Source organism: Arthrobacter sp. MDT2-16 (assembly GCF_054510925.1).
Genome location: NZ_JBTNDP010000001.1, coordinates 361,097 through 381,354 on the forward strand (window position 1 = coordinate 361,097; position 20,258 = coordinate 381,354).

The following is a 20,258-nucleotide window of genomic DNA, read 5'->3' on the forward strand; positions in this document are numbered from 1 at the left end:
CGGCGTGGCCGGACCGGCATCAGGCCGCCGGGCGCCCGCCGTCGAGGTGTGCCGCGAGGTAGCGGGCCGTGACGCTGGTACCCGCTCCGAGAGCGGCGACCTCGCGCGGGGTGCCGGTCGCGACGATCAGCCCGCCCGCCGACCCGCCGCCGGGGCCGAGGTCGATCACCCAGTCCGCGGCCGCCACGACCGCCATCGTGTGCTCCACCACGACCACCGTGTTGCCGGCCTCCACCAGCTTCCGCAGCTGTGCGAGGAGCAGGACGACGTCCGCGGGATGCAGGCCCGTGGTCGGCTCGTCCAGCAGGTACAGGGTGTGCCCGCGCCGAACACGCTGCAGCTCGGTGGCGAGCTTGATGCGCTGCGCCTCTCCCCCGGACAGTTCGGTGGCCGGCTGGCCCAGCCGCAGGTACCCGAGCCCCACCTCCTGCAGCGTGGCGAGAGAACGCGCCGCGGCCGGGAGGTCCGTGAGGAACAGGGCGGCGTCGTCGACCGTCATCCCGAGGACGTCCGCTACGGTGCGCCCCCGGAGCAGGACCGTCAGCGTCTCCTCGTTGTAGCGGGCACCGTGGCAGGCCGGGCAGGGCCCGTAGCTCCCGGGGAGGAACAGGAGCTCGACCGCCACGAAGCCCTCACCCTGGCAGGTCTCGCACCGGCCGCCCTGCACGTTGAAGGAGAAGCGGCCGGCGCCGAACCCCTTCGACCTCGCCTCGGGTGTGGCGGCGAAGGCCTTCCGCACCGCGTCGAAGAGCCCGGTGTAGGTCGCGAGGTTGGAGCGCGGTGTCCGACCGATCGGTTTCTGGTCCACACTGACCAGCCGGTCGATGCTCTCCAGTCCGCGGACGCGCCCGACGACGGTGGGCGGGGCATCGCCGTCGTCGGGCGTCCCGTCCGTGGGTGTCTCGTCGCGCACGCGGGCTCCCACCGCCTCGGCGAGGACCCTGCCCACCAGCGTGGACTTGCCCGAGCCGGAGACGCCGGTCACCGCTGTCAGGACTCCCACCGGGATGTCGGCGTCGAGCCCCCGGAGGTTGTGGCGGTGGATGCCTTCGAGCCGCAGCCAGCCCGCCGGTTCCCGCGGCTCATCCTGTCCAGTACCGGCCGGGGCGGTCCGGGCCAGGAAGGGTGCCGTCACGGATGCGGGCACGTCGGCGAGCCCGTCGGCCGGACCGCTGTAGACGATCCTGCCACCGCCCTCCCCTGCCGCGGGCCCGACATCGACGATCCAGTCCGAGCGCCGGACGACGTCCATGTTGTGCTCGACCACGAAGACGGTGTTGCCAGCGTCCTTCAGGGCCTCGAGGACGGCGAGGAGCGGCTCGACATCGGCCGGGTGCAGGCCTGCCGACGGTTCGTCGAGCACGTAGACCACGCCGAACAGGCCGGAACGGAGCTGTGTCGCGATGCGCAGGCGCTGCATCTCACCGGGTGAAAGCGTCGGCGTCGAACGGTTCAGGCTGAGGTACCCCAGCCCGAGGTCCACCAGGACGCCGAGCCGCTGGACGAGGTCCCTCGTGATGGTCACGGACACCTCGGTACCCTCGCCCGAGGTGGACGACCGGTGCGCCGCCGTCGGCCGCTCGATGCTCGCCGCAGGTCGGAGATGGGCGGCCAGGTCCTCCAGTGGCAGGGCATTCGTCTCGGCGATCGAGAGCCCGGCGAACGTCACGGCGAGCGCTTCCGGGCGCAGTCCGCTGCCGCCGCACAGTCCGCAGGGACCGGACTCCATGAACGGCAGCACACGGTCGCGCATCTGCTGGCTCTTGGAGTCATGGAGGGTGTGCATCACATAGCTCTTGGCGCTCCAGAATCGCCCCTTGTAGGGCTTGGCCACGCGGTCGCGCTGCGGCGTGACCTGGACGACGGGCTGCTCCTCGGTGAACAGGAGCCAGGTGCGAGCCTCCTGGGGGAGATCCCGCCACGGGACGTCGATGTCGTGGCCGAGTTCGCTGACGACGTCGCGGAGGTTCTTGCCCTGCCAGGCACCGGGCCAGGCGGCGATGGCACCCTCCCGGATGGTCAGCGACGGGTCCGGGACGAGGGTCTGCTCGGTGACGTCGCGTGCCACACCGAGCCCGTGGCAGCGGGGACACGCACCGGCGGCCGTATTGGGCGAGAAGGCGTCGGACTCCAGCCTGTCGGCGGCGTCGGCCGGATACGTCCCGGCACGTGAGTACAGCATCCGCAGCGAGTTCGAGAGCGTCGTGAGCGTGCCGACGGTGGAACGCACGCTCGGGGTACCGCGGCGCTGCTGCAGGGCGACGGCGGGAGGGAGTCCGGTGATCGATCCGACGTGGGGTGTGTGGCCCTGCTGGATGAGCCGGCGGGCGTAGGGAGCCACCGATTCCAGGTAGCGGCGCTGGGCCTCCGCATAGATCGTCCCGAAGGCCAGCGAGGACTTCCCCGACCCGGACACACCGGTGAAGGCCACCACGGCGTCACGTGGGCAGTCCACGTCGACTCCGCGCAGATTGTTCTCGTTGGCACCACGTACCTGGACGAACCCGTCGAGGATACCGGTCTCGCCGAGGGCGTCGTTCATCGTTTCGGTCACCGTCCCCACCCTACGGTCCGGCGGCCCGGGGAAGGGCGCAGGTTCCGGACCGGCCCGACGACGCCCGGGTGCGCGGACCCGCAACCGGGACGGGTACGCGTCGAGGGTGCACGGACGGTCCGGCCCTGTAGGCTCCGAATGCCGAACCGCTCGTCCTCCACGGCGGGCCCTCGGCTCTGCGTCGCTCCCTCCGACCGGAAGGAGCGATGTGTCATGTGTGGCCGTCACCTCGGGGGAAGGGACCTTCATGGAGCGCCGAACGTTCGTCGCAGCGATCGTCGCGGGCGGTGTGAGCATCGGGCTGGCCGGCTGCACGCCACCCTCGCGCATCCTCGCCGAAGCTCCGCGGGCGGCAGGACCGACGGGCCCTCCGCATCCGGCGCCCACTCCCTCTCCAGTGGCACCGGCACCCGTACCGCCGCCCGTTCCGCCGTCGCCCGCCGTGACGAAGGTGCCGCTGCCCGCAGGCGTGATCACGGGCCTGCCCACCTCCGAGCCGGTCCTCGCGTGGACGGTCGACGACGGGTCCGACGCCGAGGTGGTCCGGCTCTACATCGAGTTCGCCCGGACGAGCGGAACGCGCCTGACCTTCTTCCTCAACGGGTCCTACCCCGGGTGGACCGAGCACGCCGAGCTGCTCAAACCGCTGGTGGCCTCCGGTCAGGTGCAACTGGGCAACCACACCTGGTCCCATGCCGCCCTCACCCACCTCGATGACGCGGGCATCGTCGCCGAACTCCAGCGGAACCACGACTTCATCGTCTCGACCTACGGCGTCGATCCGCGCCCCTACTACCGGCCCCCCTTCGGATACCGCGACCGGCGGACCGACGCAGCGGCAGCCTCGATCGGCTACACCTGTCCCGCCATGTGGTACGGATCCCTGGCCGATTCGGACCTCCGCTCCGAGCAGGAGATCCTCGGCCTCGCCGACCGGTGGTTCCTGCCCGCCCACATCGTGATCGGGCACCTGAACTTCCTCCCGGTCACGAGGGTCTTCCCGCAGCTTCAGCAGCTCATCGCCGATCGCGGACTGATCCCGGTGACCCTCGACGACGTCTTCGAGCACTGAACGGCCGTCGCAGGCACTGGAAGTACCCACGACGGCCGCTCAGCGCCGCATCGCTCACGCTCGGCATCGCGGCGGATGGGTCCCCGCCCTGCAGCGACATCCGCTACACCCTGGCGTGGCGGCGCCGCTACGCCTTCGCGTGGTGACGCCGGACCGCGTAGGTCCCGCCCGCTGCGGCCGCGAGCACCAGACCTCCACCGAGGGCGATCATGCCCACCGACGTCGAGGACGTCTCGACGACGGCACCGGTGTTCGCCCCACCGGAGGGCAGCGCGCCCATCTGGGTCTTCAGGAGCGTGCCACACAGTGCGGGCGCGGTGGCCCCGGCTGGTAGTGCCGGGTCCAGGTCGCTGGGCGCATTGAAGGCTTCCGCCGTCGACGGGGTGGTGGCGGGATCCAGACCGTGGACGTTGAAGACCGCCCGGCCGGCCTCGAGTTCCGCCAGTGTCGTGGCATCGACGGTGAAGGTGCGCTGGATGACGTAGGACCCGCCCTGCCCGGCGAGCTGGAGGTTCAGGGCCTCCGCAGGAGTCGTCGGCCCGGAGGTTGTCACCGTCGCCAGGATCCCACCGTAGCCGGGGGCACTCTCGGTGACGCTGATGATCCCGTCGGCGTTCGTGTCAGCAGCGGGGGTCGGGCAGACCCCGGCCGCGCCACCGTGGATGTGCTGCACGTGGGGGTACGGGGCACCCTGGAACGTCTCGGCCAGACCGGACACCTGCAGGTTGACCGTGGCCTGGTCACCCACGACGTCCACGGTGACGGTGCCCGTGCCCGTTGTCCCGTTGAGCTGACCGAGGGTCGAGGAGTAGCTGCCATCGGCGGCCATGGCCGGAGCCCCTGCCAGTGCGACGGCGCTGATGGCGAGGGCGGGTGCTGCTAGGAGGCGCATCTTGTTCATGGGATTCGTATCCTTCACTGTGCGGTGAGGGCGGATCCGTGATCGGATCCACCGTGGTGCTACTCGAGCGCTTCGTCGCGAACTTGCACTGTCCATCCAGCAGATACTGATTCTGATGTCGCCGCGGCGCAGCTTCCTCGTGTTCCATCCTCCCCCCAGGAGTGTCCGCCGGCACAGAGGTTGCCGCTCAGGCGCCCGCACTCTACAATCCTTGCGCGCTCGCTCCTTCCCACTCCCGTGCCTTCCACCCCTTGCTCATCGACCGGTCTCGAGCAATGCGACAGTGGGTGAAGAGTGCCGCCGCTCCGGCCGTCGCTCGAGGCGAAGGCGCCTGCTCCCCACGACGTCCCAGCACCGCCGACGGCAGTACGCCCGCAGTGCGCGCAGGCGGACCGTCGTCGCCGACCCATGCCGGATCCGTGGTTCAGACGGCCCGGTGACAATGGGCTGCACGCGGATATCTACGCGAGTATCGGACCGACCTCGGATCGATGCCCGTCGAACCGTATGCATCGCCTGAGCTATCGGGCACAGCAACGTGGTACACCTACGCTCGACATGACTCCAGGTGGTCATCACCCAGGCCCGTTGCGTAGCCGCGGACCGGCAGGATGACCTCGGAGGGCGCGCGCCACACCTTGCGAAACCTCGTGACAGGCCTTTGTCAGCAACCGCCGCGGGCCTGCAGGACGTATTCCATGCCGACACGGTCCGCGAGCAATGGCCCGCCGGCGAGGATCCAGCTGTCAGAGATCCGCGAGCATGGCGCCCGGATCCTCCATCGCGTCGGCGACGAACCTCAGGAAGCCCCCTGCAGTGCCACCGTCACAGACGCGGTGATCGAACGCGAGCGTCAGCTCCGTGACCTTCCGCACCGCGAGCTGCCCGTCGACCACCCACGGGCGGTCGATGATCCGACCCATGCCGAGGATCGCCGACTCGGGGTAGTTGATGATCGCCGCACTGCCATCCACGCCGAACACCCCGTAGTTGTTCAGCGTGAACGTACCGGAGGACAGGTCCGACGGCGTCGCCTTGCCCTCCCTGGCGAGGCCCGCCAGCCGGCGGATCTCGGCGTCGAGCTCCCGCGCGGACATCGTGTCCGCACGGCGGACACTGGGCACCACGAGGCCGCGGTCCGTCTGCGCCGCGATGCCGAGGTTGACGCCGTCCACGCGTACCAGTTCCTGGCTCCCGCCGTCGCCGGTCTCGATCCTGCTGTTCAGTTCCGGGTACCGGGCCAGGCCTGCGACCACGAAGCGCGCCACGAAGGACAGGATCCCGGGTACGGCGTCGGGCGTCCTCCGCTTCATCGCTGCGCGGAGCTCGACGAGGGCTGTCACGTCGACATCCACCCAGACCGTGGCCTCGGGGATCTCGCGTCGGCTGCGGGACATCGCCTCGGCGATCGTCCGGCGGACACCTCGAAGGGGCGTGCGCTCGAGGACAGCAAGACCGGACCTTGCATCGCGCTCCGCGGACCCGGGTTCCGCGGCCTCTCCGGGCCGCCCTGCGGGCGGCGACGAGGAAGCCGCCTGCGATGCGACGTCGGAGGCCTGCGGGCGCGCAGCGATCGCCGCTTCGACGTCCCGGCGCAGGATCAGCCCCTCCTCCCCCGATCCGCGCACATCCTCCAGGCGCAGTCCATGCTCACGTGCCAGTTTCCGCACCAGGGGCGAGACGCACAGGGTCGCCGCGCCTGCCGGGGAGACGCCGGAGGTGGATGCGGGCGACGCAGGCTCCCCGGATGCCGGCGCTGCGGCGGGCGCCGCGACGGCGGTCTCCGGCGTCGTTCCCGCCGGACGCACCGCAGCACCCTTGCGCGGACGACGTCGTCCGCCCGTGAGTCCTCCGGGCGTGCCGTAGCCGATCAGTACGTTGCCGGAGCCCTCGCTCGTCGTCGGCTCACCGCCTTCGTGCGTCGCCGCCGTGGGCACCCCGGCGTCCTCACGCAGTGCGGACGCAGCGGCAGCGACAGCAGGTGCCGCATCCGAGGCGAGCCCGGACGAAGTACCTGCAGGTGGCGCCTCGGATCCTTCCGGCCGGACGGACAGGAACGGCGCCCCGACGTCGAGCACCTCGCCGGGCCGGCCGTGCAGGACGGCCACGGTGCCGGCGAAGGGCGAGGGGACCTCGACCACGGACTTGGCGGTCTCCACCTCGGCGACGGGCTGGTCGACGGCCACGGCATCACCCTCGGCGACGAGCCAGGACACGAGTTCGGCCTCGGTCAGACCTTCACCGAGGTCGGGCAGGGCGAACACGAGGAGGGCCGCATTCACGGCAGGTGCGCTCATGGTCAGTCCTCCCACTGCAGGCTGTCCACCGCATCGAGGATGCGATCCACGCTCGGCAGGTAGAAGTGCTCGAGCTTGGGCGAGGGATACGGGATGTCGAAGCCGGTGACCCGGAGCACCGGCGCTGCGAGCGAGTGGAAGCAGCGCTCCTGGACGCGGGCGACGATCTCCGAGGCCACGGACGCGAAGCCGGGAGCCTCCGCGACCACGACGGCGCGCCCGGTCCTGCGGACGCTCGCGCAGACGGTCCCGTCGTCGAACGGGACGATCGACCGGAGGTCGATGACCTCGATGGAGCGACCCTCCTCGGCGGCCGCAGCAGCAGCCGCGAGCGCCGTCGGGACGGATGGTCCGTAGCTGATCAGGGTCGCGTCGGTCCCGGGGCGGGCGACGACGGCGCGTCCGATCCGGCGCGGGGCCTCCCCATCGTCGTAGGTGCGGCGGAGCTCGGCGAGGTCCACCTCCTCCTTGGACCAGTAGAGCTTCTTGGGCTCGAGGAACACCACCGGGTCCGGGGACGCGATGGCCTCGCGCAGCATGAAGTAGGCGTCGCGGACCGTCGCGGGGGCGAGCACCGTGAGGCCCGGCGTGTGGGCGTAGTAGGCCTCGGACGAGTCGCAGTGGTGCTCCACGCCGCCGATGCCACCGGCATAGGGGATGCGGATGACGATCGGCAGGCGCACCCTGCCCTTGGTCCGGTTCGGCATCTTGGCGACGTGGCTGACCACCTGCTCGAACGCCGGGTAGGCGAACGCGTCGAACTGCATCTCGACGACGGGCTTCATGCCGTTCATCGCCATGCCCACGGCCATGCCCATGATGCCGGACTCCGCGAGCGGCGTGTCGAAGCAGCGCTCCTCGCCGAAGCGGGCGGTCAGACCGTCGGTGATGCGGAAGACGCCGCCCAGCGGGCCCACGTCCTCCCCGAACATGAGGACGGCCGCGTCGGCCTCCATGGCGTCTGCGAGTGCCGCGTTCAGCGCCTTCGCGAACGTCGTGGCCCTGGGTGCGGGTGCCGCACCGGCGTCGGGCAGGGTGGTGCCGGGCGCGGGAGCTTCCGTGGTCTGCGTCATCGCTGGTGCCCCTCCATCGAACCGTCGGTCCCGGCCGCTGCTGCGTCCGCGTCCCGTGCCAGTTCCTCGCGCAGCAGTGCTGCCTGTTCGCGCAGCTGCGATGTCTTCTCCGTGTACACGTACTCGAAGAGCTCTGCCGGGTTCACTTCGACCTCCGTGTTGAGTCCCTTGCGGATGACCGCCGCGGTCGCGTCCGCGTCGGCGGCGAACGCCTGCTCGCCCTCCTCCGTCAGCAGGTCCAGCGTCTTCAGGTAGGTGCGCATCCGCAGGATCGGGTCCTTCGGCACCCACCGCTCGACGTCGTCGGCGGAGCGGTAGCGCGTGGCGTCGTCGGCGTTGGTGTGCGCCTGCATGCGGTAGGTGTGGGCCTCGACCAGCGAGGGCCCGCCTCCGTCGCGCGCCCTGTCCACGGCGGCTCCGAGCACGGCGAGAAGAGCCGCGAGGTCGTTGCCGTCCACGCGCTCCCCCGGCATGCCGTAGCCGATGGCCTTGTGCGCCAGCGAGGGAGCCACGGTCTGGTTCTTCAGCGGCACGGAGATCGCGAACTCGTTGTTCTGGACGAAGAAGACCACGGGGACGTGGAACACGGCGGCGAAGTTCAGGGCCTCGTGGAAGTCGCCCTCGCTCGTCGCGCCGTCACCGCACATGGCCAGGACCACCGTGGACTCGCCGCGGAGCTTCGCCGCATGGGCGACGCCGACCGCGTGCAGCAGCTGCGTGGCGAGCGGCGTGGCCTGCGTCGCCACGCGGTGTTCGTGGGGGTCGTAGCCTGCGTGCCAGTCGCCGCGCAGCAGCGTCAGGACCTCGAGGGGATCGACACCGCGCGTGATGACGGCGACGGTGTCGCGGTACGTGGGGAACAGCCAGTCCTCGTCCCCGAGGACGACGGCGGCGGCGACCTGGCACGCCTCCTGCCCGTGGGAGGACGGATAGACCGCCAGGCGTCCCTGCCGGACGAGGGCGTTGGCCTGGTCGTTGATGCGGCGGCCGGCGACCAGACGACCGTAGGCACCGAGCAGGCGGTCGCCGTCGGGGAGGGGGTAGCGGTCGTCCGGGTGCGGGTGCCCCTCCGGGTCCACCAGCTGCACGGGTTCCGGTGAGGGAAGCAGGGCGTGCGCCGCCGTCGAGGGCGTGCCACCGGCCGCCCCGCCCATGCGGCGCCCGCGTCCTTCGTTTGTTGCCGTACTCATTCCGCCTCCATCACGGGCCGCGGGAGCGGCACCTGTTCCAGTTGGAGCGGTAGCTCCGACGCTGGATGCTGTGTAGGTCCAGTATGGTCAGCGGGCGCCTTTTGTATCCACGGCGTCCGGAAATTCTGGATCAGAACGTTCCACACGCGGTATTCTGTGGACGAATTGTTGAATGTGACCTGCATTACGCGAAGGAGCGTGGACACGTGGTGGACGGGAACCTCGACGACGTCGATCGGAAGATCCTGGCGGAGCTGACGAGGGACGGCCGGCAGTCCGTCACCTCGGTGGCGGAGCGGGTCCACATCTCCCGCGCGCACGCGTACTCGCGCATCGCGAAGCTCACCGAGGACGGCGTCCTGACTCGGTTCACGGCGATCATCGATCCCCTGAAGGCCGGCCTGCGGTCCTCCGCCTACGTGACCCTGAAGGTGCGGCAGCATTCCTGGCGGGAGCTCCGGGAGAACCTCCGGAGCGTGCCGGAGATCCACCACATCGCGCTCGTGGGCGGTGACTTCGACGTCATCCTCCTGGTGCGCGCGGAGGACAACGTGGGGCTGCGGCGCGTCATCTTCGATCAGCTGCAGTCCATGCCGGGCGTGCTCGACACCCAGACGTTCCTGGTCTTCGAGGACCTCGACACGCGGTGACGCGCCCTGCGGACACCGGCTGAAGCGACGGACTCAGCCGCCGAAGCGCGGTGCCCGCTTCTCCCGGAACGCCTCGAGGCCCTCACGGTAGTCGTCCGAGGCGCCGAGCACCCCCTGGACGTCGTTCTCCCCGCGGATGGCTTCCCACAGCCCGAGCCGCTCGTCACGGATCCTCCCCACGAGCTGCTTGGAGGCGACGAGCGCCTGCAGCGGGCCGCTGGCCGCCCTCGCCGCCTTGGTCCGCGTCAGCTCGAGCAGGTCGGCCGCGGGGACGGCCCGGCTGAAGAGGCCTCCGGCAACGGCCTCGGCCCCGGTCATGAGATCCCCCGTGTACATGAGGTCGAGGGCCCGGTGCGCGCCGAGCCGCTCCGTGAACAGCCAGTGCCCGCCGGAGTCGAGGACGAGCCCCAGGTTGGCGAACGGGGAGCCGATCTTCGCGTCCTCCGCGACGTACACCACGTCCGTGGCGATGAGCAGACCCAGGCCGACGCCGAGGCACGCGCCCTGCGCGGCGGCGAAGGTCGGTGCCGGGAAGTCCGCCATCGTCCGCAGCAAAGGGGTCAGCGTGGCGTCGAGGAAGCCGTAGGCGTCGTCGGACCCGGGCTCGATCGACCCGAGATTCCGGCCCGCGCAGAACGCCCGTCCCTCCCCGCGGAGCACGAGGGCCCGGACGGTCCCCTCGCGCACCCCGGCGGCGGCGGCGTCGTAGGCGCCGGCGAGGTCGGCGAGTGCCTGCTCGTCCACGGCGTTGAGCCGGTACGGGGCGTCCAGCACCACCTCGGCGATGCCGTCCGCGATGGTCAACCGGACCATGCCCGCGGCGGAGCCGGTCGACGCTGGGATCCCGGGCTGTGCAGACATGGAGCGCTCCTAGGCGTCGTAGTCGACCGCGACGGCGTCGCTGGTGGGGTGGGCCTGGCACGTGAGGACGAAGCCGGAGGCGACCTCGTCGGGCTCGAGGGCGTAGTTCTCCTCCATGGCCACCGTCCCCTCGACGACCTTCGCACGGCACGTCCCGCACACTCCGCCCGCGCAGGCGAAGGGGACGTCGGGGCGCACCCGCAGCGCCGCGTTGAGGATCGACTCGCGCGCATGGGTGGGGCTCTGCACGGAGCCCTGGAGTCCGTCGAGGTTGAAGGAGATGGTGTAGTTCTGCCCGGCGGCGTCCGGCACCACGGGCCGGCCGATGCTTCCTTCGGGCCGGGTGGGCTCCCCTGTGGTGAACAGCTCGAACCGCACAGCGTCCGCGGCCACGCCCCGCTCGGCCAGGAAGTTCCGGCACAGCTGCACGAGCTCGAAGGGCCCGCAGAGGAACCATTCGTCCACGCGGTCCGGCGCGATGACGGTGCCGAGCAGCTTCTCCAGCTTCTCGGCGTCGATCCTCCCCGAGAGCAGCGGCGAGATGCGCTGTTCACGGGACAGGACGTGGTGGACCGCGAAACGGGAGGGGTAGCGGTCCTTCAGGTCCGCGAGTTCCTCGAGGAACATGACGTCCATCGCGGCCCGGTTCGCGTAGACGAGGTCGAAGCGAACGTTCGGGCCGCTCGCGAGCATGGACCGGGCGATGGAGATGACCGGGGTGATGCCGGACCCCGCCGCGACGGCGACGAGGGAGGCGGCCTGCTGCCCCGGCGTCGTGCGCGGGGTGAACTGTCCGAGCGGGCTCATGACCTGCAGCGTGTCCCCGGCCTTCAGGGACTCGTTGACCCAGGTGGAGAAGACCCCGCCGAGGTCACGCTTGACCGCGACGCGCAGTTCGCCCGGCCGCGGGTCGGCGCAGATCGAGTAGCTGCGCCTCACGTCCTTCGGCTCACCGTCGACCTCGAGCGTGGTCCGCAGGGCCACGTACTGCCCGGGGAGATAGTCGTACTCGTCCTGCAGGTCCGGGGGGACGTCGAGTACCACCTCGACGGCGTCCTCCGTCAGGCGGCGGACGTCGCGCACGGTGAGGGTGTGGAAGGAGCTCCGCCGCTTGGTCGAGGGGGCGAGGACGACGGCCATCAGTGCACCTTGAAGTAGTCGAAGGGTTCCCTGCAGGCATTGCAGACGTACAGGGCCTTGCAGGAGGTGGATCCGAAGCGCGTCATCTCACGGGTGTCCAGCGACGAGCACTGGGGGCACTTAACGCTCAGCCCGATGCGCACGGGCCCGGCAGCGGCCTTCCCCGTGGGCGGCGCGATGCCGTACCGCGCCAGCTTGGCCCTGCCGTCGTCGCTGAGCCAGTCGGTGGTCCAGGCGGGCGAGAGCGTGAGGCGGACGGCGACGTCGTCGTACCCGGCGATCCGGAGCGCCGCGGTGACGTCGTCGCGGATGGCGTCCATCGCGGGGCAACCCGAGTAGGTGGGCGTGATGGTCACCTGCACCTGGCCCGTCTCGGCCACGTGTGCGTCACGCAGCACGCCGAGGTCCTCGATGGTGAGGACCGGGATCTCGGGGTCGCAGACCGTTGCCGCGATGTCCCAGACGGCGGCGTCGGGGCCCGCGGCGGGGCGCAGGTCGGCGACCATCACCAGGAGGCTCCGGGATGCTCGCGCGCGAGCACCTGCAGCTCGGCCAGGATGTAGCCGAGGTGCTCGCTGTGCCGGCCGAGCCGTCCGCCACCCACCGCACCGGGCACGGCAGGGAGTTCGAGTTCGGCCTCGCCGAGGACGGCCTGCAGCGCGGCGTCGAACGGCGCACGGAGGCTGCTCGGGCGGACGCCGGCGTCGCCGAGCTCGTCGATCAGCGGGTAGTCGGTGAACAGCTCGTCGATGTAGGGCCCGGTCAGTGTGAGTCCGGCGATCATCCGGCGGCGCGATTCGTCGGTGCCGAGCGCGAGGCGGAGCACCCACTGGATGCTGTGGTCCCGGTGGTAGTCGACCTCCTTGACGGCCTTCGCGGCGATCGCGGCGAGCGTCGCATCGGTCGAGTGGACGAGCCGCGAGTACAGCTCCCACTGGTACAGGGCGACGACGAGCTGCCGCGCGATCGTCCGCGCGAAGTCACCGTTGGGCTGCTCCACGAGGTGCACGGAGCGGAACTCCGGCTCGCGGCGGAAGTAGGCGAGGTCGTCCTCGGTCCTGCCCCAGGCGCGTCCGGCGTAGGTCAGGAAGGACCGCGCGTGACCGATCTGGTCGAGGGCGATGTTGGCGAGCGCCACGTCCTCCTCGAGCTCGGGAGCGCGGGAGATCCACCAGCCGAGGCGCTGCGCGAGGATGAGGGCGTCGTCGCCGAGCCACAGCGCGTACTGCGCGACGGCGTCGTCCGGCGCCGCCTCCTGGAGCGCGATGTCCTCGGGTCGGAGCGCGTCGCCCGGCGTGATGCGGGTGGCGCTGGCGTTGGCCTCGCTCACAGGTGCTTCACCCCTTCGCTCTTCGTGTAGTACGTGGCGTGGCGGTAGTCCTTGCCCTGCGGCGACTCGAAGAAGCTGTCCTTCGCATCGGGATCACTCGTGATGATCGACGACGCCGGCACCACCCACAGGCTCACGCCCTCGTTGCGTCGCGTGTACAGGTCACGGGCGTTGCGGACCGCCATCTCGGCGTCCGGCGCGTGCAGCGAGCCCGCGTGGACGTGCGAGAGACCGCGCGAGGACCGTACGAAGACCTCCCAGAGCGGCCATGCGACGCGTTCTTCCTGCAGGCCGCTCGACGGTGCGGTCGCGCCGTCATCGCCCGTCGTCGATCCGCCGGTCACCTAGGCCGCCTGCGCGGTCTTGAGGGCCTGCTTGCGCGCGTAGGCTGCCGCGGCCTCGCGGACCCAGGCGCCCTCCTCGTGGGCCTCCCGGCGTCGTTCGAGGCGCTGGGCGTTGCACGGCCCGCGGCCGGCGAGGACCTCCCTGAACTCGTTCCAGTCCAGCGGCCCGTGCTCCCAGCGGCCGGCCTCCTCGTTGTAGCGGACGTCCTCGTCCGGCAGGTCGAGCCCGAGGACCCTGATCTGCTCGACCATCATGCCCACGAAGCGGGAGCGCAGCTCGTCGTTGGAGAAGCGCTTGATCTTCCACTCCATGGACTTCTGCGAGTTGGGGGATTCCTCGTCCGGGGGGCCGAACATCATGAGCGACGGCGCGTACCAGCGGTTCACGGCGTCCTGCGCCATGGCGCGCTGCTCGGGGGTGCCGTTCGCCAGTTCGAGCAGGATCTCGAAGCCCTGCCGCTGGTGGAACGACTCCTCCTTGCAGATGCGGACCATCGCGCGTCCGTAGGGCCCGTAGGAGGCACGGCAGAGGGGCACCTGGTTGCAGATCGCGGCCCCGTCGACGAGCCAGCCGATGGCTCCGATGTCCGCCCACGTCAGGACGGGGTAGTTGAAGATGCTCGAGTAGCGGGCCTTGCCCGCGATGAGGTCCTCGGTCATCTTGTCGCGCGGCGTCCCGAGCGTCTCGGCGGCGGAATAGAGGTAGAGGCCGTGGCCCGCCTCGTCCTGCACTTTGGCCATCAGGACGGCCTTGCGCTTGAGCGAGGGCGCCCGGGTGATCCAGTTGGCCTCGGGCTGCATTCCGATGATCTCGGAGTGCGCGTGCTGGGAGATCTGGCGCGTGAGCGACTTGCGGTAGTCCGCGGGCATCCAGTCCCGCGGCTCGATCCGGGAGTCCCGGGCGATGAGCTCGTCGAAGAGCCGCTCACCGGCCTCGTGATCCGTGGGGGCTTCCGCGTCAATGGCCGTACTCGTCATCGTGCCTGCCTCGCTCGTCTGGACTTCCGGTTTAATTACCGACCGTTCGTTCAGTATAGGGAGTGCTGCTCGGGACGGTCAACGGTCGGCCGACCGAACGGTCGTGCAAAAATGGCAGCATGACCGTCGCCGACCCCACGCCGCCCCCCACGCGCCGGGGGCGCCCGGGCTACGACCAGCGGTCGGTCCTCGCCGTGGCCGTCACGGCCTTCAACCGGCACGGGTACGAGGCGACGTCGATGGGGATGCTGGCCGAGGACCTCGGCCTCAGCAAGTCGGCCATCTACCACCACGTCCCGTCCAAGGGCGACCTCCTGCGGCTCGCGCTCGACCACGCGCTCGGCGGGCTGGAGGCGGTGCTCTCCGCACCCCGGGCCTCCGCCGGAGCCGCCGACGCGCGCCTGGAGTTCGTCCTGCGCGGCACCATCGCCGTCCTGACCGAGCGGCTCCCCTTCGTGACCCTGCTCCTGCGGCTGCGGGGGAACACGGAGGTGGAGCGCGAGGCCCTGGAGCGACGGCGTGCGTTCGACCGCGAGGTGGCCGCGCTGGTCGACGCCGCACGCCGCGAGGGTTCCATCCGCAGCGACATCGACCCGCGCACCACTGCGCGCCTCATCTTCGGGACCATCAATTCGATCGTCGAGTGGTACCGGCCGGGCGGACCGCTGACCGCGGAGAAGCTCGCCGACGACGTCATCCTCATGGTGTTCGACGGGCTGCACCGCCGCTAGCGGCGCCGGTGTCGGAGGGGCAGTCGCTACTTCTGCACGAGGGTCAGGACGTCGTAGGTCGCCACGATCTCGTCGTCCTGGTTGTGCAGCACGGCGTCCCAGGCCACCTCGCCGTACTCGTCCGTCTCGCGCGGCGTGATGCGCTTGGCGGTCAGGGTCACACGGATCGAGTCCCCTGCGGCGACCGGCGTGATGAAGCGCAGGTTCTCCAGGCCGTAGTTCGCCAGGACGGGCCCGGGCGCGGGATCCACGAACAGCCCGGCGCCCCACGACAGCAGCAGGTACCCGTGCGCCACGATGCCAGGGAAGAACGGGTTGGCCGCCGCGGCCTCCTCGTCGGTGTGGGCGTAGAAGGTGTCGCCCGTCGTCTCGGCGAACGCACTGATGTCCTCGAGGGTCACCTGGCGCAGCTCGGAGCGGACGGCGTCACCGATGCGCAGCGTCGCGAGGTCCTTGCGGAACGGGTGGACGTCGTCGAACCGGCGGTCCGCGCCCGTGTGCCACTCCCCCGTGATGCTCGTGAGCATGTTCGGCGAGCCCTGCACCGCGGTGCGCTGCATGTGGTGCACCACCGAGCGCATGCCGCCGAGCTCCTCGCCCCCGCCTGCGCGCCCGGGTCCGCCGTGCACGAGGTGCGGGACGGGCGAGCCGTGGCCCGTGGACGTCCGCGCGTCCTCACGGTTGAGGATCAGGACCCGGCCGTGGTGCGCCGCGATCCCGAGTACGAGTTCCTGCGCCACCGCGGGATCATTGGTGCAGACGGTGGCCACGAGGGACCCCGAGCCGAGGGCCGCGAGGCGGACGGCGTGGGGGAGGTCGTCGTAGCCGATGACGGACGCTACCGGCCCGAAGGCCTCCACCGAGTGCAGGGCTCCCGCTTCGACGTCCTTCCAGGTGAGCAGGACGGGCTCCATGAAGGCTCCTCCCGGCGCCTTGCCGGTGGTGTTGTCCGCGAGCACGACGTCGGGCGCGTCCAGGGACCCGAAGGCCACGGACGCGCCGCCGGAGATCAGCTCCCGCACGGCTTCCTGCACGCCCTCGAGCTGCGCGAGCGACGCGAGCGCGCCCATCGTCACGCCCTCGGCCCGCGGATCACCGAGCGTCACCCGGGAGCGGATCCGCTCGCCGGCTGCCCGGACGACGTCGTCGACCAGCGCCTCGGGCACGATGGACCGGCGGATGCTCGTGCACTTCTGGCCCGCCTTCACGGTCATCTCCGTGACCAGGGACTTCACGAAAGCGTCGAACTCGGGCGTGCCGGGGACGGCGTCGGGACCGAGGATCGCGGCGTTCAGGGAGTCGGTCTCGCAGGTGAAGCGCACCCCGCCGCGCTCCACGGAGGGGTGGGACTTCAGGTGGTTGGCGGTCGACGCCGAGCCGGTGAAGGACACGAGGTCCCGGTAGTCGAGGTGGTCGAGGATGTCCCGTGCGGGCCCGGACACGAGCTGCAGCGCGCCCGCCGGCAGGATCGCGGACTCGACGACGAGCTTCACGACGGCGGCGGTCAGGAATCCGGTGGGCGTGGCCGGCTTCACGATGGTCGGCACCCCGGCGAGGAACGCGGGCGCGAGCTTCTCGAGCATGCCCCACACGGGGAAGTTGAAGGCGTTGATCTGGACGGCGACGCCGGGGATGCGCGTGTGGATGTGCGTGCCGAGGAAGGAGCCGTCCTTGGAGAGCACCTCGGGCGGTCCGTCGACGATCACGTGGGAGTTGGGCAGTTCGCGGCGCCCCTTCGAGCCGAACGTGAAGAGCACGCCGATACCGCCGTCGATGTCCACCATGGAGTCCACCTTCGTGGCGCCGGTCTTGGCGGACAGCTCGTACAGGGGTTCGCGGTGCGCATTCAGGTACTGCGCGAGCTCCTTGAGCTTCAGGGCTCGCTCATGGAACGTGAAACGCCCGAGCTCCGCCTGGCCCGAGGTCCGCGCGAAGCGGACGGCGGCGGCGGTGTCGATACCGGCCGTACTGACGACGGCGAGCTCCTCACCGGTACTGGCGTCGCGGACCACCGTCCCGTCGGCATCCGCGGCCGTCCGCTCGGGTGTCCACCAGGCATCCTCGATGAAGCTGGGGACGACGTCGATCTGTACTCGTTCCGGGGCGGTGGTCATGTCCGCTCGCCTTTCACTGGTGTTGCTGGGATGAGGTGGGAGGAGTCGGGTCAGGGGGCGGACGGCGGGGCGTCGTCCCAGTCGAAGAAGCCCCTGCCGCTCTTGCGCCCGAGGGCGCCGCAGGCCACCTTCTCGCGCAGGATCGCGGGTGGGGTGAAGCGCGGGCCGAGGGTCGAGGCGAGGTACTCGGCGATGCCGAGGCGGACATCGAGCCCCACGATGTCGGTGGTGCGGAGCGGCCCGACGGGGTGCTTGTAGCCGAGGACCATCGCGGCGTCGATGTCCTCCGCGCTCGCCACGCCCTCCTCGAGCATCCGCATGGCCTCGAGGGCGATGGCGACCCCGAGTCTCGAACTCGCGAATCCCGGGGTGTCGCGTACGACGACGGGCGTCTTGCCGAGCGTCGCCACCCAGGACCGCGCCGCCGTTTCGAGCTCCCCGGACGTCCGGCCCCCGAGGACCACCTCGATGAGGGTCGACGCCGGCACGGGATTGAAGAAGTGCAGCCCGCAGAACCGGTCGGGACGCTGCAGGGCGTCGGCGAGCGCGTCCACCGAGAGGGAGGACGTGTTCGTCGCAAGCCATGCGGCGTCGTCGAGCACGTCCTCGACCGCACGCAGCGCCTGCCGCTTCAGGGCGAGGTCCTCGGGCACGGCCTCGACGACGAGGCCGCACGAGGAGAACTCGGCGTAGTCCGTGGACACCGCCACGCGGCGGGTGAGGCCCGCCAGCGGTTCCGCGGTCGTGCCCCGGTCCACGCTGCGCGCGAGGGCCTGCGTGACGCGGGCGAGGCCGGCGTCCGCCGAGGCGTCGTCGCGCTCGACGACGACGACGCCCGACCCGGCGAGGCAGAACGCGTGCGCGATGCCGGCGCCCATCCGGCCGCCGCCGAGGACGCCGACGCGCGCGGGGACGTTCCGGCCGAGGTCGGTGCTCATGAGCTCTTCCTCCGGTCCAGGAACCGCTGCATGCGGTCGAACTTGGCCTCGGACTCGAAGAGGACGGCCTGCGCGAGCTGGTCGATCATCGGATGGGCCTCCCTGGGTGCATGGAACACGCTCTTGGTGATGCGGACCGCGAGAGGGTCCTGCCGGCCGATGCGGTCCGCGAGGTCGTGGGCCGCCTGCAGGAGGTCCTCGGGCGCGTGGATCGCCGTGATGAGCCTCGCCTCGAGAGCCTCCTCGGCCGTGAGGATGCGCCCGGCGAGCAGGATCTCCTTGGCGAGCGGCTCCCCCACGAGCTCCTTCAGCCGCCAGGTGGCTCCGGCGGCCGGGAGGATGCCGAGGCCCGTCTCGGGGTTGCCGATCTTCAGGCGTGGCGTCCCGATCCGGAAGTCCGCGGCGAAGGCGAGCTCCGCCCCACCGCCGAGCGCGTACCCGTCGAGGGCGGCGACGACCGGCATGGGCAGATCCGCGATGCGCGCGAAGAGCGTGGAGTTGATGCCCGCGAGGGCGTCGTCGCGCCGCCGCTCGCGCAGTTCGGCGATGTCGGCGCCCGAGGCGAAGACGCCGTCGGACCCGGTGAGGATCAGGATGCGGGGCGACTGCTCGAGGTCCGCGCAGACGGCGTGCAGGTCGTCGACCATCTGCCGGTCGATGGCGTTGCGGGCCTCCGGCCGGTGCAGTTCCACGACGAGGACATTCGAGCCGGTGCCCTCGGTGACTTTCAGCGAGGACGGCATCAGACACCCTCGAGGAGCATCGCCGTGCCCTGGCCCACGCCGACGCACATGGTCGCGAGGCCGAGGCGGCGCGAGGGTCCGGCGAGCTCGCGCTCCATCCGGCCGAGCAGGGAGACGGCGATCCGTGCCCCCGACGAGCCGAGGGGATGGCCGAGGGCGATCGCCCCGCCGTCGCGGTTGACGATGCCTTCGTCGAGCCCGAGGCGCCGGATGCACGCGAGGGACTGCGTGGCGAAGGCCTCGTTGAGCTCGACGGCGCCGAGGTCGGCGACCGACAGGCCGGCCCGCTCGAGGACCTTGTGCGTCGCGGGCACGGGGCCGATGCCCATGATCTCCGGCGGGACGCCCGCCGACGCCCCGTCCAGGATGCGCGCACGCGGAGTCAGCCCGTGGCGCTCGAGGGCGGCCTCCGAGGCGACGATGACGGCCGAGGCGCCGTCGTTGAGCGAGCTCGAGTTGCCGGCCGTGACGATCCCGTCCGGCCGGACGACGGGGCGGAGCCCTGCCAGGACCTCGAGGGTCGTGTCGGCGCGGGGCCCCTCGTCGGTGTCGACGGAGGACGACGTCCTGCCGCGGTTCACCTGCACGGCCACGATCTCGTCGGCGAAGCGACCGGCCCCGATGGCGGCGAGCGCGCGCTGGTGGGAGCGGAGCGCGAAGGCGTCGGCGTCGTCGCGCGTGATCCTGTCCAGTGCCGCGAGCTCCTCCGCCGTCTCGGGCATGGAGTAGGTGACCTTGTCCCGCGCGGCGAGCTTCGGATTGGTGAAGCGCCAGCCGATCGAGGTGTCGACCACGGCGCCGGGCTTGGCGAAGGCCTTCTCGGGCTTCTCCATGACCCAGGGCGCGCGGCTCATCGACTCGACGCCGCCCGCGATCACGATGTCCGCGGCGCCGGCCTTCACCATGTGGGAGGCCATGATGATGGCCGAGAGCCCGGAGGCGCAGAGCCGGTTCACCGTGATGCCGGGGACGGTGTCCGGGAAGTCCGCGAGCAGTGCCGCGAGCCGTGCGACGTTCCGGTTCTCCTCGCCGGCGCCGTTGGCGTTGCCGAGGATCACCTCGTCCACGGCGGCCGGGTCGAGGCCCGCGCGCTGGACCACGGAGGTGAGCACGAGCGCCGCGAGGTCGTCCGGCCGCACGCTCGAGAGCGCTCCGCCGTACCGGCCCACCGGGGTGCGGACACCTCCCACCAGGAAAGCCTCGGCCATGGTCGTCTCCCTCGTCGTCGCAGGTCCTGTCCGCACTGAGCCGGACGAATTACCGAACGTTCGTTCTGTAAAGGCCCGCTCCAGAATTGCACGGCTCCCCGGCACGGTCAACCGCCCGCCCGCGCAAGCGGGGA

18 protein-coding genes are annotated in these 20,258 nt (G+C 71.0%); 3 read left to right on the forward strand and 15 right to left on the reverse strand.

The features are described 5' to 3' along the window. Positions 1 to 19: 19 nt before the first annotated feature. Positions 20 to 2,542, reverse strand: a complete 2,523-nt coding sequence (locus ACX80N_RS01800; RefSeq protein ID WP_459338460.1) for an excinuclease ABC subunit UvrA — start codon at positions 2,540 to 2,542, stop codon at positions 20 to 22. Between the two features lie 259 nt (positions 2,543 to 2,801). On the opposite strand from ACX80N_RS01800, the gene ACX80N_RS01805 reads away from it, so the two are divergent. Further along, positions 2,802 to 3,626 carry a polysaccharide deacetylase family protein gene (locus ACX80N_RS01805; protein ID WP_459338056.1) on the forward strand — a complete coding sequence of 275 codons (825 nt, stop codon included), beginning with the start codon at positions 2,802 to 2,804 and terminating at the stop codon, positions 3,624 to 3,626. 127 nt (positions 3,627 to 3,753) lie between these two features. Here the strand turns inward: ACX80N_RS01805 and ACX80N_RS01810 are convergent, their stop codons facing one another. The 4 genes from ACX80N_RS01810 to pdhA form a co-directional block, all read right to left on the reverse strand. Continuing rightward, on the reverse strand, positions 3,754 to 4,527 hold the full coding sequence (locus ACX80N_RS01810; RefSeq protein ID WP_459338057.1) for a hypothetical protein: 774 nt from the start codon (positions 4,525 to 4,527) through the stop codon (positions 3,754 to 3,756). Positions 4,528 to 5,273: 746 nt separating this feature from the next. After that, positions 5,274 to 6,824, reverse strand: coding sequence for a dihydrolipoamide acetyltransferase family protein (locus ACX80N_RS01815; protein ID WP_459338058.1), 1,551 nt, complete (start codon positions 6,822 to 6,824; stop codon positions 5,274 to 5,276). Positions 6,825 to 6,826: 2 nt separating this feature from the next. Further along, a complete protein-coding gene (locus ACX80N_RS01820; protein ID WP_459338059.1) occupies positions 6,827 to 7,897 on the reverse strand; it encodes an alpha-ketoacid dehydrogenase subunit beta in 1,071 nt (356 codons plus the stop codon). Beyond that, complete coding sequence (gene pdhA / locus ACX80N_RS01825; RefSeq protein ID WP_459338461.1) at positions 7,894 to 9,051, reverse strand: pyruvate dehydrogenase (acetyl-transferring) E1 component subunit alpha; 1,158 nt, start codon at positions 9,049 to 9,051, stop codon at positions 7,894 to 7,896. The genes ACX80N_RS01820 and pdhA overlap by 4 nt, the downstream gene beginning before the upstream one ends. Before the next feature lie 242 nt (positions 9,052 to 9,293). On the opposite strand from pdhA, the gene ACX80N_RS01830 reads away from it, so the two are divergent. Next, positions 9,294 to 9,737: an Lrp/AsnC family transcriptional regulator gene (locus tag ACX80N_RS01830; RefSeq protein WP_240615249.1), complete on the forward strand. Its 444-nt coding sequence runs from the start codon at positions 9,294 to 9,296 to the stop codon at positions 9,735 to 9,737. A gap of 33 nt (positions 9,738 to 9,770) precedes the next feature. Here the strand turns inward: ACX80N_RS01830 and ACX80N_RS01835 are convergent, their stop codons facing one another. The 6 genes from ACX80N_RS01835 to paaA are packed head-to-tail and all read right to left on the reverse strand — an operon-like array spanning position 9,771 to position 14,390. Further along, a complete protein-coding gene (locus ACX80N_RS01835) occupies positions 9,771 to 10,550 on the reverse strand; it encodes an enoyl-CoA hydratase/isomerase family protein (RefSeq protein WP_459338462.1) in 780 nt (259 codons plus the stop codon). A 57-nt stretch (positions 10,551 to 10,607) separates the two neighbouring features. After that, positions 10,608 to 11,738, reverse strand: coding sequence for a 1,2-phenylacetyl-CoA epoxidase subunit PaaE (paaE, locus tag ACX80N_RS01840; protein ID WP_459338060.1), 1,131 nt, complete (start codon positions 11,736 to 11,738; stop codon positions 10,608 to 10,610). Then, the gene (gene paaD, locus ACX80N_RS01845; protein ID WP_459338061.1) at positions 11,738 to 12,244 is read right to left on the reverse strand and encodes a 1,2-phenylacetyl-CoA epoxidase subunit PaaD; all 507 of its coding nucleotides are present in this window, start codon (positions 12,242 to 12,244) and stop codon (positions 11,738 to 11,740) included. Before paaD ends, paaE begins: the two co-directional genes overlap by 1 nt. Beyond that, positions 12,244 to 13,068: a 1,2-phenylacetyl-CoA epoxidase subunit PaaC gene (gene paaC / locus ACX80N_RS01850; RefSeq protein ID WP_459338062.1), complete on the reverse strand. Its 825-nt coding sequence runs from the start codon at positions 13,066 to 13,068 to the stop codon at positions 12,244 to 12,246. The genes paaD and paaC overlap by 1 nt, the downstream gene beginning before the upstream one ends. Then, positions 13,065 to 13,358 carry a 1,2-phenylacetyl-CoA epoxidase subunit PaaB gene (paaB, locus tag ACX80N_RS01855; protein WP_105033248.1) on the reverse strand — a complete coding sequence of 98 codons (294 nt, stop codon included), beginning with the start codon at positions 13,356 to 13,358 and terminating at the stop codon, positions 13,065 to 13,067. The genes paaC and paaB overlap by 4 nt, the downstream gene beginning before the upstream one ends. Before the next feature lie 54 nt (positions 13,359 to 13,412). Then, entirely contained in the window at positions 13,413 to 14,390 is a 978-nt protein-coding gene (gene paaA / locus ACX80N_RS01860) for a 1,2-phenylacetyl-CoA epoxidase subunit PaaA (RefSeq protein ID WP_459338063.1), read from the reverse strand. Positions 14,391 to 14,509: 119 nt separating this feature from the next. Here paaA and ACX80N_RS01865 point away from each other — a divergent pair, with 119 nt between their 5' ends. After that, positions 14,510 to 15,121: a TetR/AcrR family transcriptional regulator gene (locus tag ACX80N_RS01865; protein WP_105033103.1), complete on the forward strand. Its 612-nt coding sequence runs from the start codon at positions 14,510 to 14,512 to the stop codon at positions 15,119 to 15,121. Between the two features lie 26 nt (positions 15,122 to 15,147). Here ACX80N_RS01865 and paaZ read toward each other — a convergent pair whose 3' ends face one another. From paaZ to ACX80N_RS01885, 4 genes are read right to left on the reverse strand one after another with little or no spacing between them, the layout of a single operon-like run. Next, the gene (gene paaZ / locus ACX80N_RS01870) at positions 15,148 to 17,235 is read right to left on the reverse strand and encodes a phenylacetic acid degradation bifunctional protein PaaZ (protein ID WP_459338064.1); all 2,088 of its coding nucleotides are present in this window, start codon (positions 17,233 to 17,235) and stop codon (positions 15,148 to 15,150) included. A gap of 50 nt (positions 17,236 to 17,285) precedes the next feature. Further along, entirely contained in the window at positions 17,286 to 18,173 is an 888-nt protein-coding gene (locus ACX80N_RS01875) for a 3-hydroxyacyl-CoA dehydrogenase family protein (protein ID WP_459338065.1), read from the reverse strand. Further along, positions 18,170 to 18,916 (reverse strand): enoyl-CoA hydratase/isomerase family protein, encoded by a 747-nt coding sequence (locus ACX80N_RS01880; RefSeq protein ID WP_105033106.1) that lies wholly within the window; start codon positions 18,914 to 18,916, stop codon positions 18,170 to 18,172. The genes ACX80N_RS01875 and ACX80N_RS01880 overlap by 4 nt, the downstream gene beginning before the upstream one ends. Then, the gene (locus tag ACX80N_RS01885) at positions 18,916 to 20,124 is read right to left on the reverse strand and encodes a thiolase family protein (RefSeq protein WP_459338066.1); all 1,209 of its coding nucleotides are present in this window, start codon (positions 20,122 to 20,124) and stop codon (positions 18,916 to 18,918) included. The genes ACX80N_RS01880 and ACX80N_RS01885 overlap by 1 nt, the downstream gene beginning before the upstream one ends. Positions 20,125 to 20,258 lie beyond the last annotated feature (134 nt).

Bases quoted from the DNA above. Each gene is read 5' to 3' on its own strand.
- pdhA (WP_459338461.1), bottom strand. From the start codon at position 9,051: ATGGGCGGGGCGGCCGGTGGCACGCCCTCGACGGCGGCGCACGCCCTG.
- ACX80N_RS01815 (WP_459338058.1), bottom strand. From the start codon at position 6,824: ATGAGCGCACCTGCCGTGAATGCGGCCCTCCTCGTGTTCGCCCTGCCC.
- ACX80N_RS01865 (WP_105033103.1), top strand. From the start codon at position 14,510: ATGACCGTCGCCGACCCCACGCCGCCCCCCACGCGCCGGGGGCGCCCG.
- paaE (WP_459338060.1), bottom strand. From the start codon at position 11,738: ATGGCCGTCGTCCTCGCCCCCTCGACCAAGCGGCGGAGCTCCTTCCAC.
- paaA (WP_459338063.1), bottom strand. From the start codon at position 14,390: ATGACGAGTACGGCCATTGACGCGGAAGCCCCCACGGATCACGAGGCC.
- ACX80N_RS01820 (WP_459338059.1), bottom strand. From the start codon at position 7,897: ATGACGCAGACCACGGAAGCTCCCGCGCCCGGCACCACCCTGCCCGAC.
- ACX80N_RS01885 (WP_459338066.1), bottom strand. From the start codon at position 20,124: ATGGCCGAGGCTTTCCTGGTGGGAGGTGTCCGCACCCCGGTGGGCCGG.
- ACX80N_RS01875 (WP_459338065.1), bottom strand. From the start codon at position 18,173: ATGAGCACCGACCTCGGCCGGAACGTCCCCGCGCGCGTCGGCGTCCTC.
- ACX80N_RS01800 (WP_459338460.1), bottom strand. From the start codon at position 2,542: ATGAACGACGCCCTCGGCGAGACCGGTATCCTCGACGGGTTCGTCCAG.
- ACX80N_RS01810 (WP_459338057.1), bottom strand. From the start codon at position 4,527: ATGAACAAGATGCGCCTCCTAGCAGCACCCGCCCTCGCCATCAGCGCC.
- ACX80N_RS01880 (WP_105033106.1), bottom strand. From the start codon at position 18,916: ATGCCGTCCTCGCTGAAAGTCACCGAGGGCACCGGCTCGAATGTCCTC.
- paaD (WP_459338061.1), bottom strand. From the start codon at position 12,244: ATGGTCGCCGACCTGCGCCCCGCCGCGGGCCCCGACGCCGCCGTCTGG.
- ACX80N_RS01835 (WP_459338462.1), bottom strand. From the start codon at position 10,550: ATGGTCCGGTTGACCATCGCGGACGGCATCGCCGAGGTGGTGCTGGAC.
- paaZ (WP_459338064.1), bottom strand. From the start codon at position 17,235: ATGACCACCGCCCCGGAACGAGTACAGATCGACGTCGTCCCCAGCTTC.
- ACX80N_RS01805 (WP_459338056.1), top strand. From the start codon at position 2,802: ATGGAGCGCCGAACGTTCGTCGCAGCGATCGTCGCGGGCGGTGTGAGC.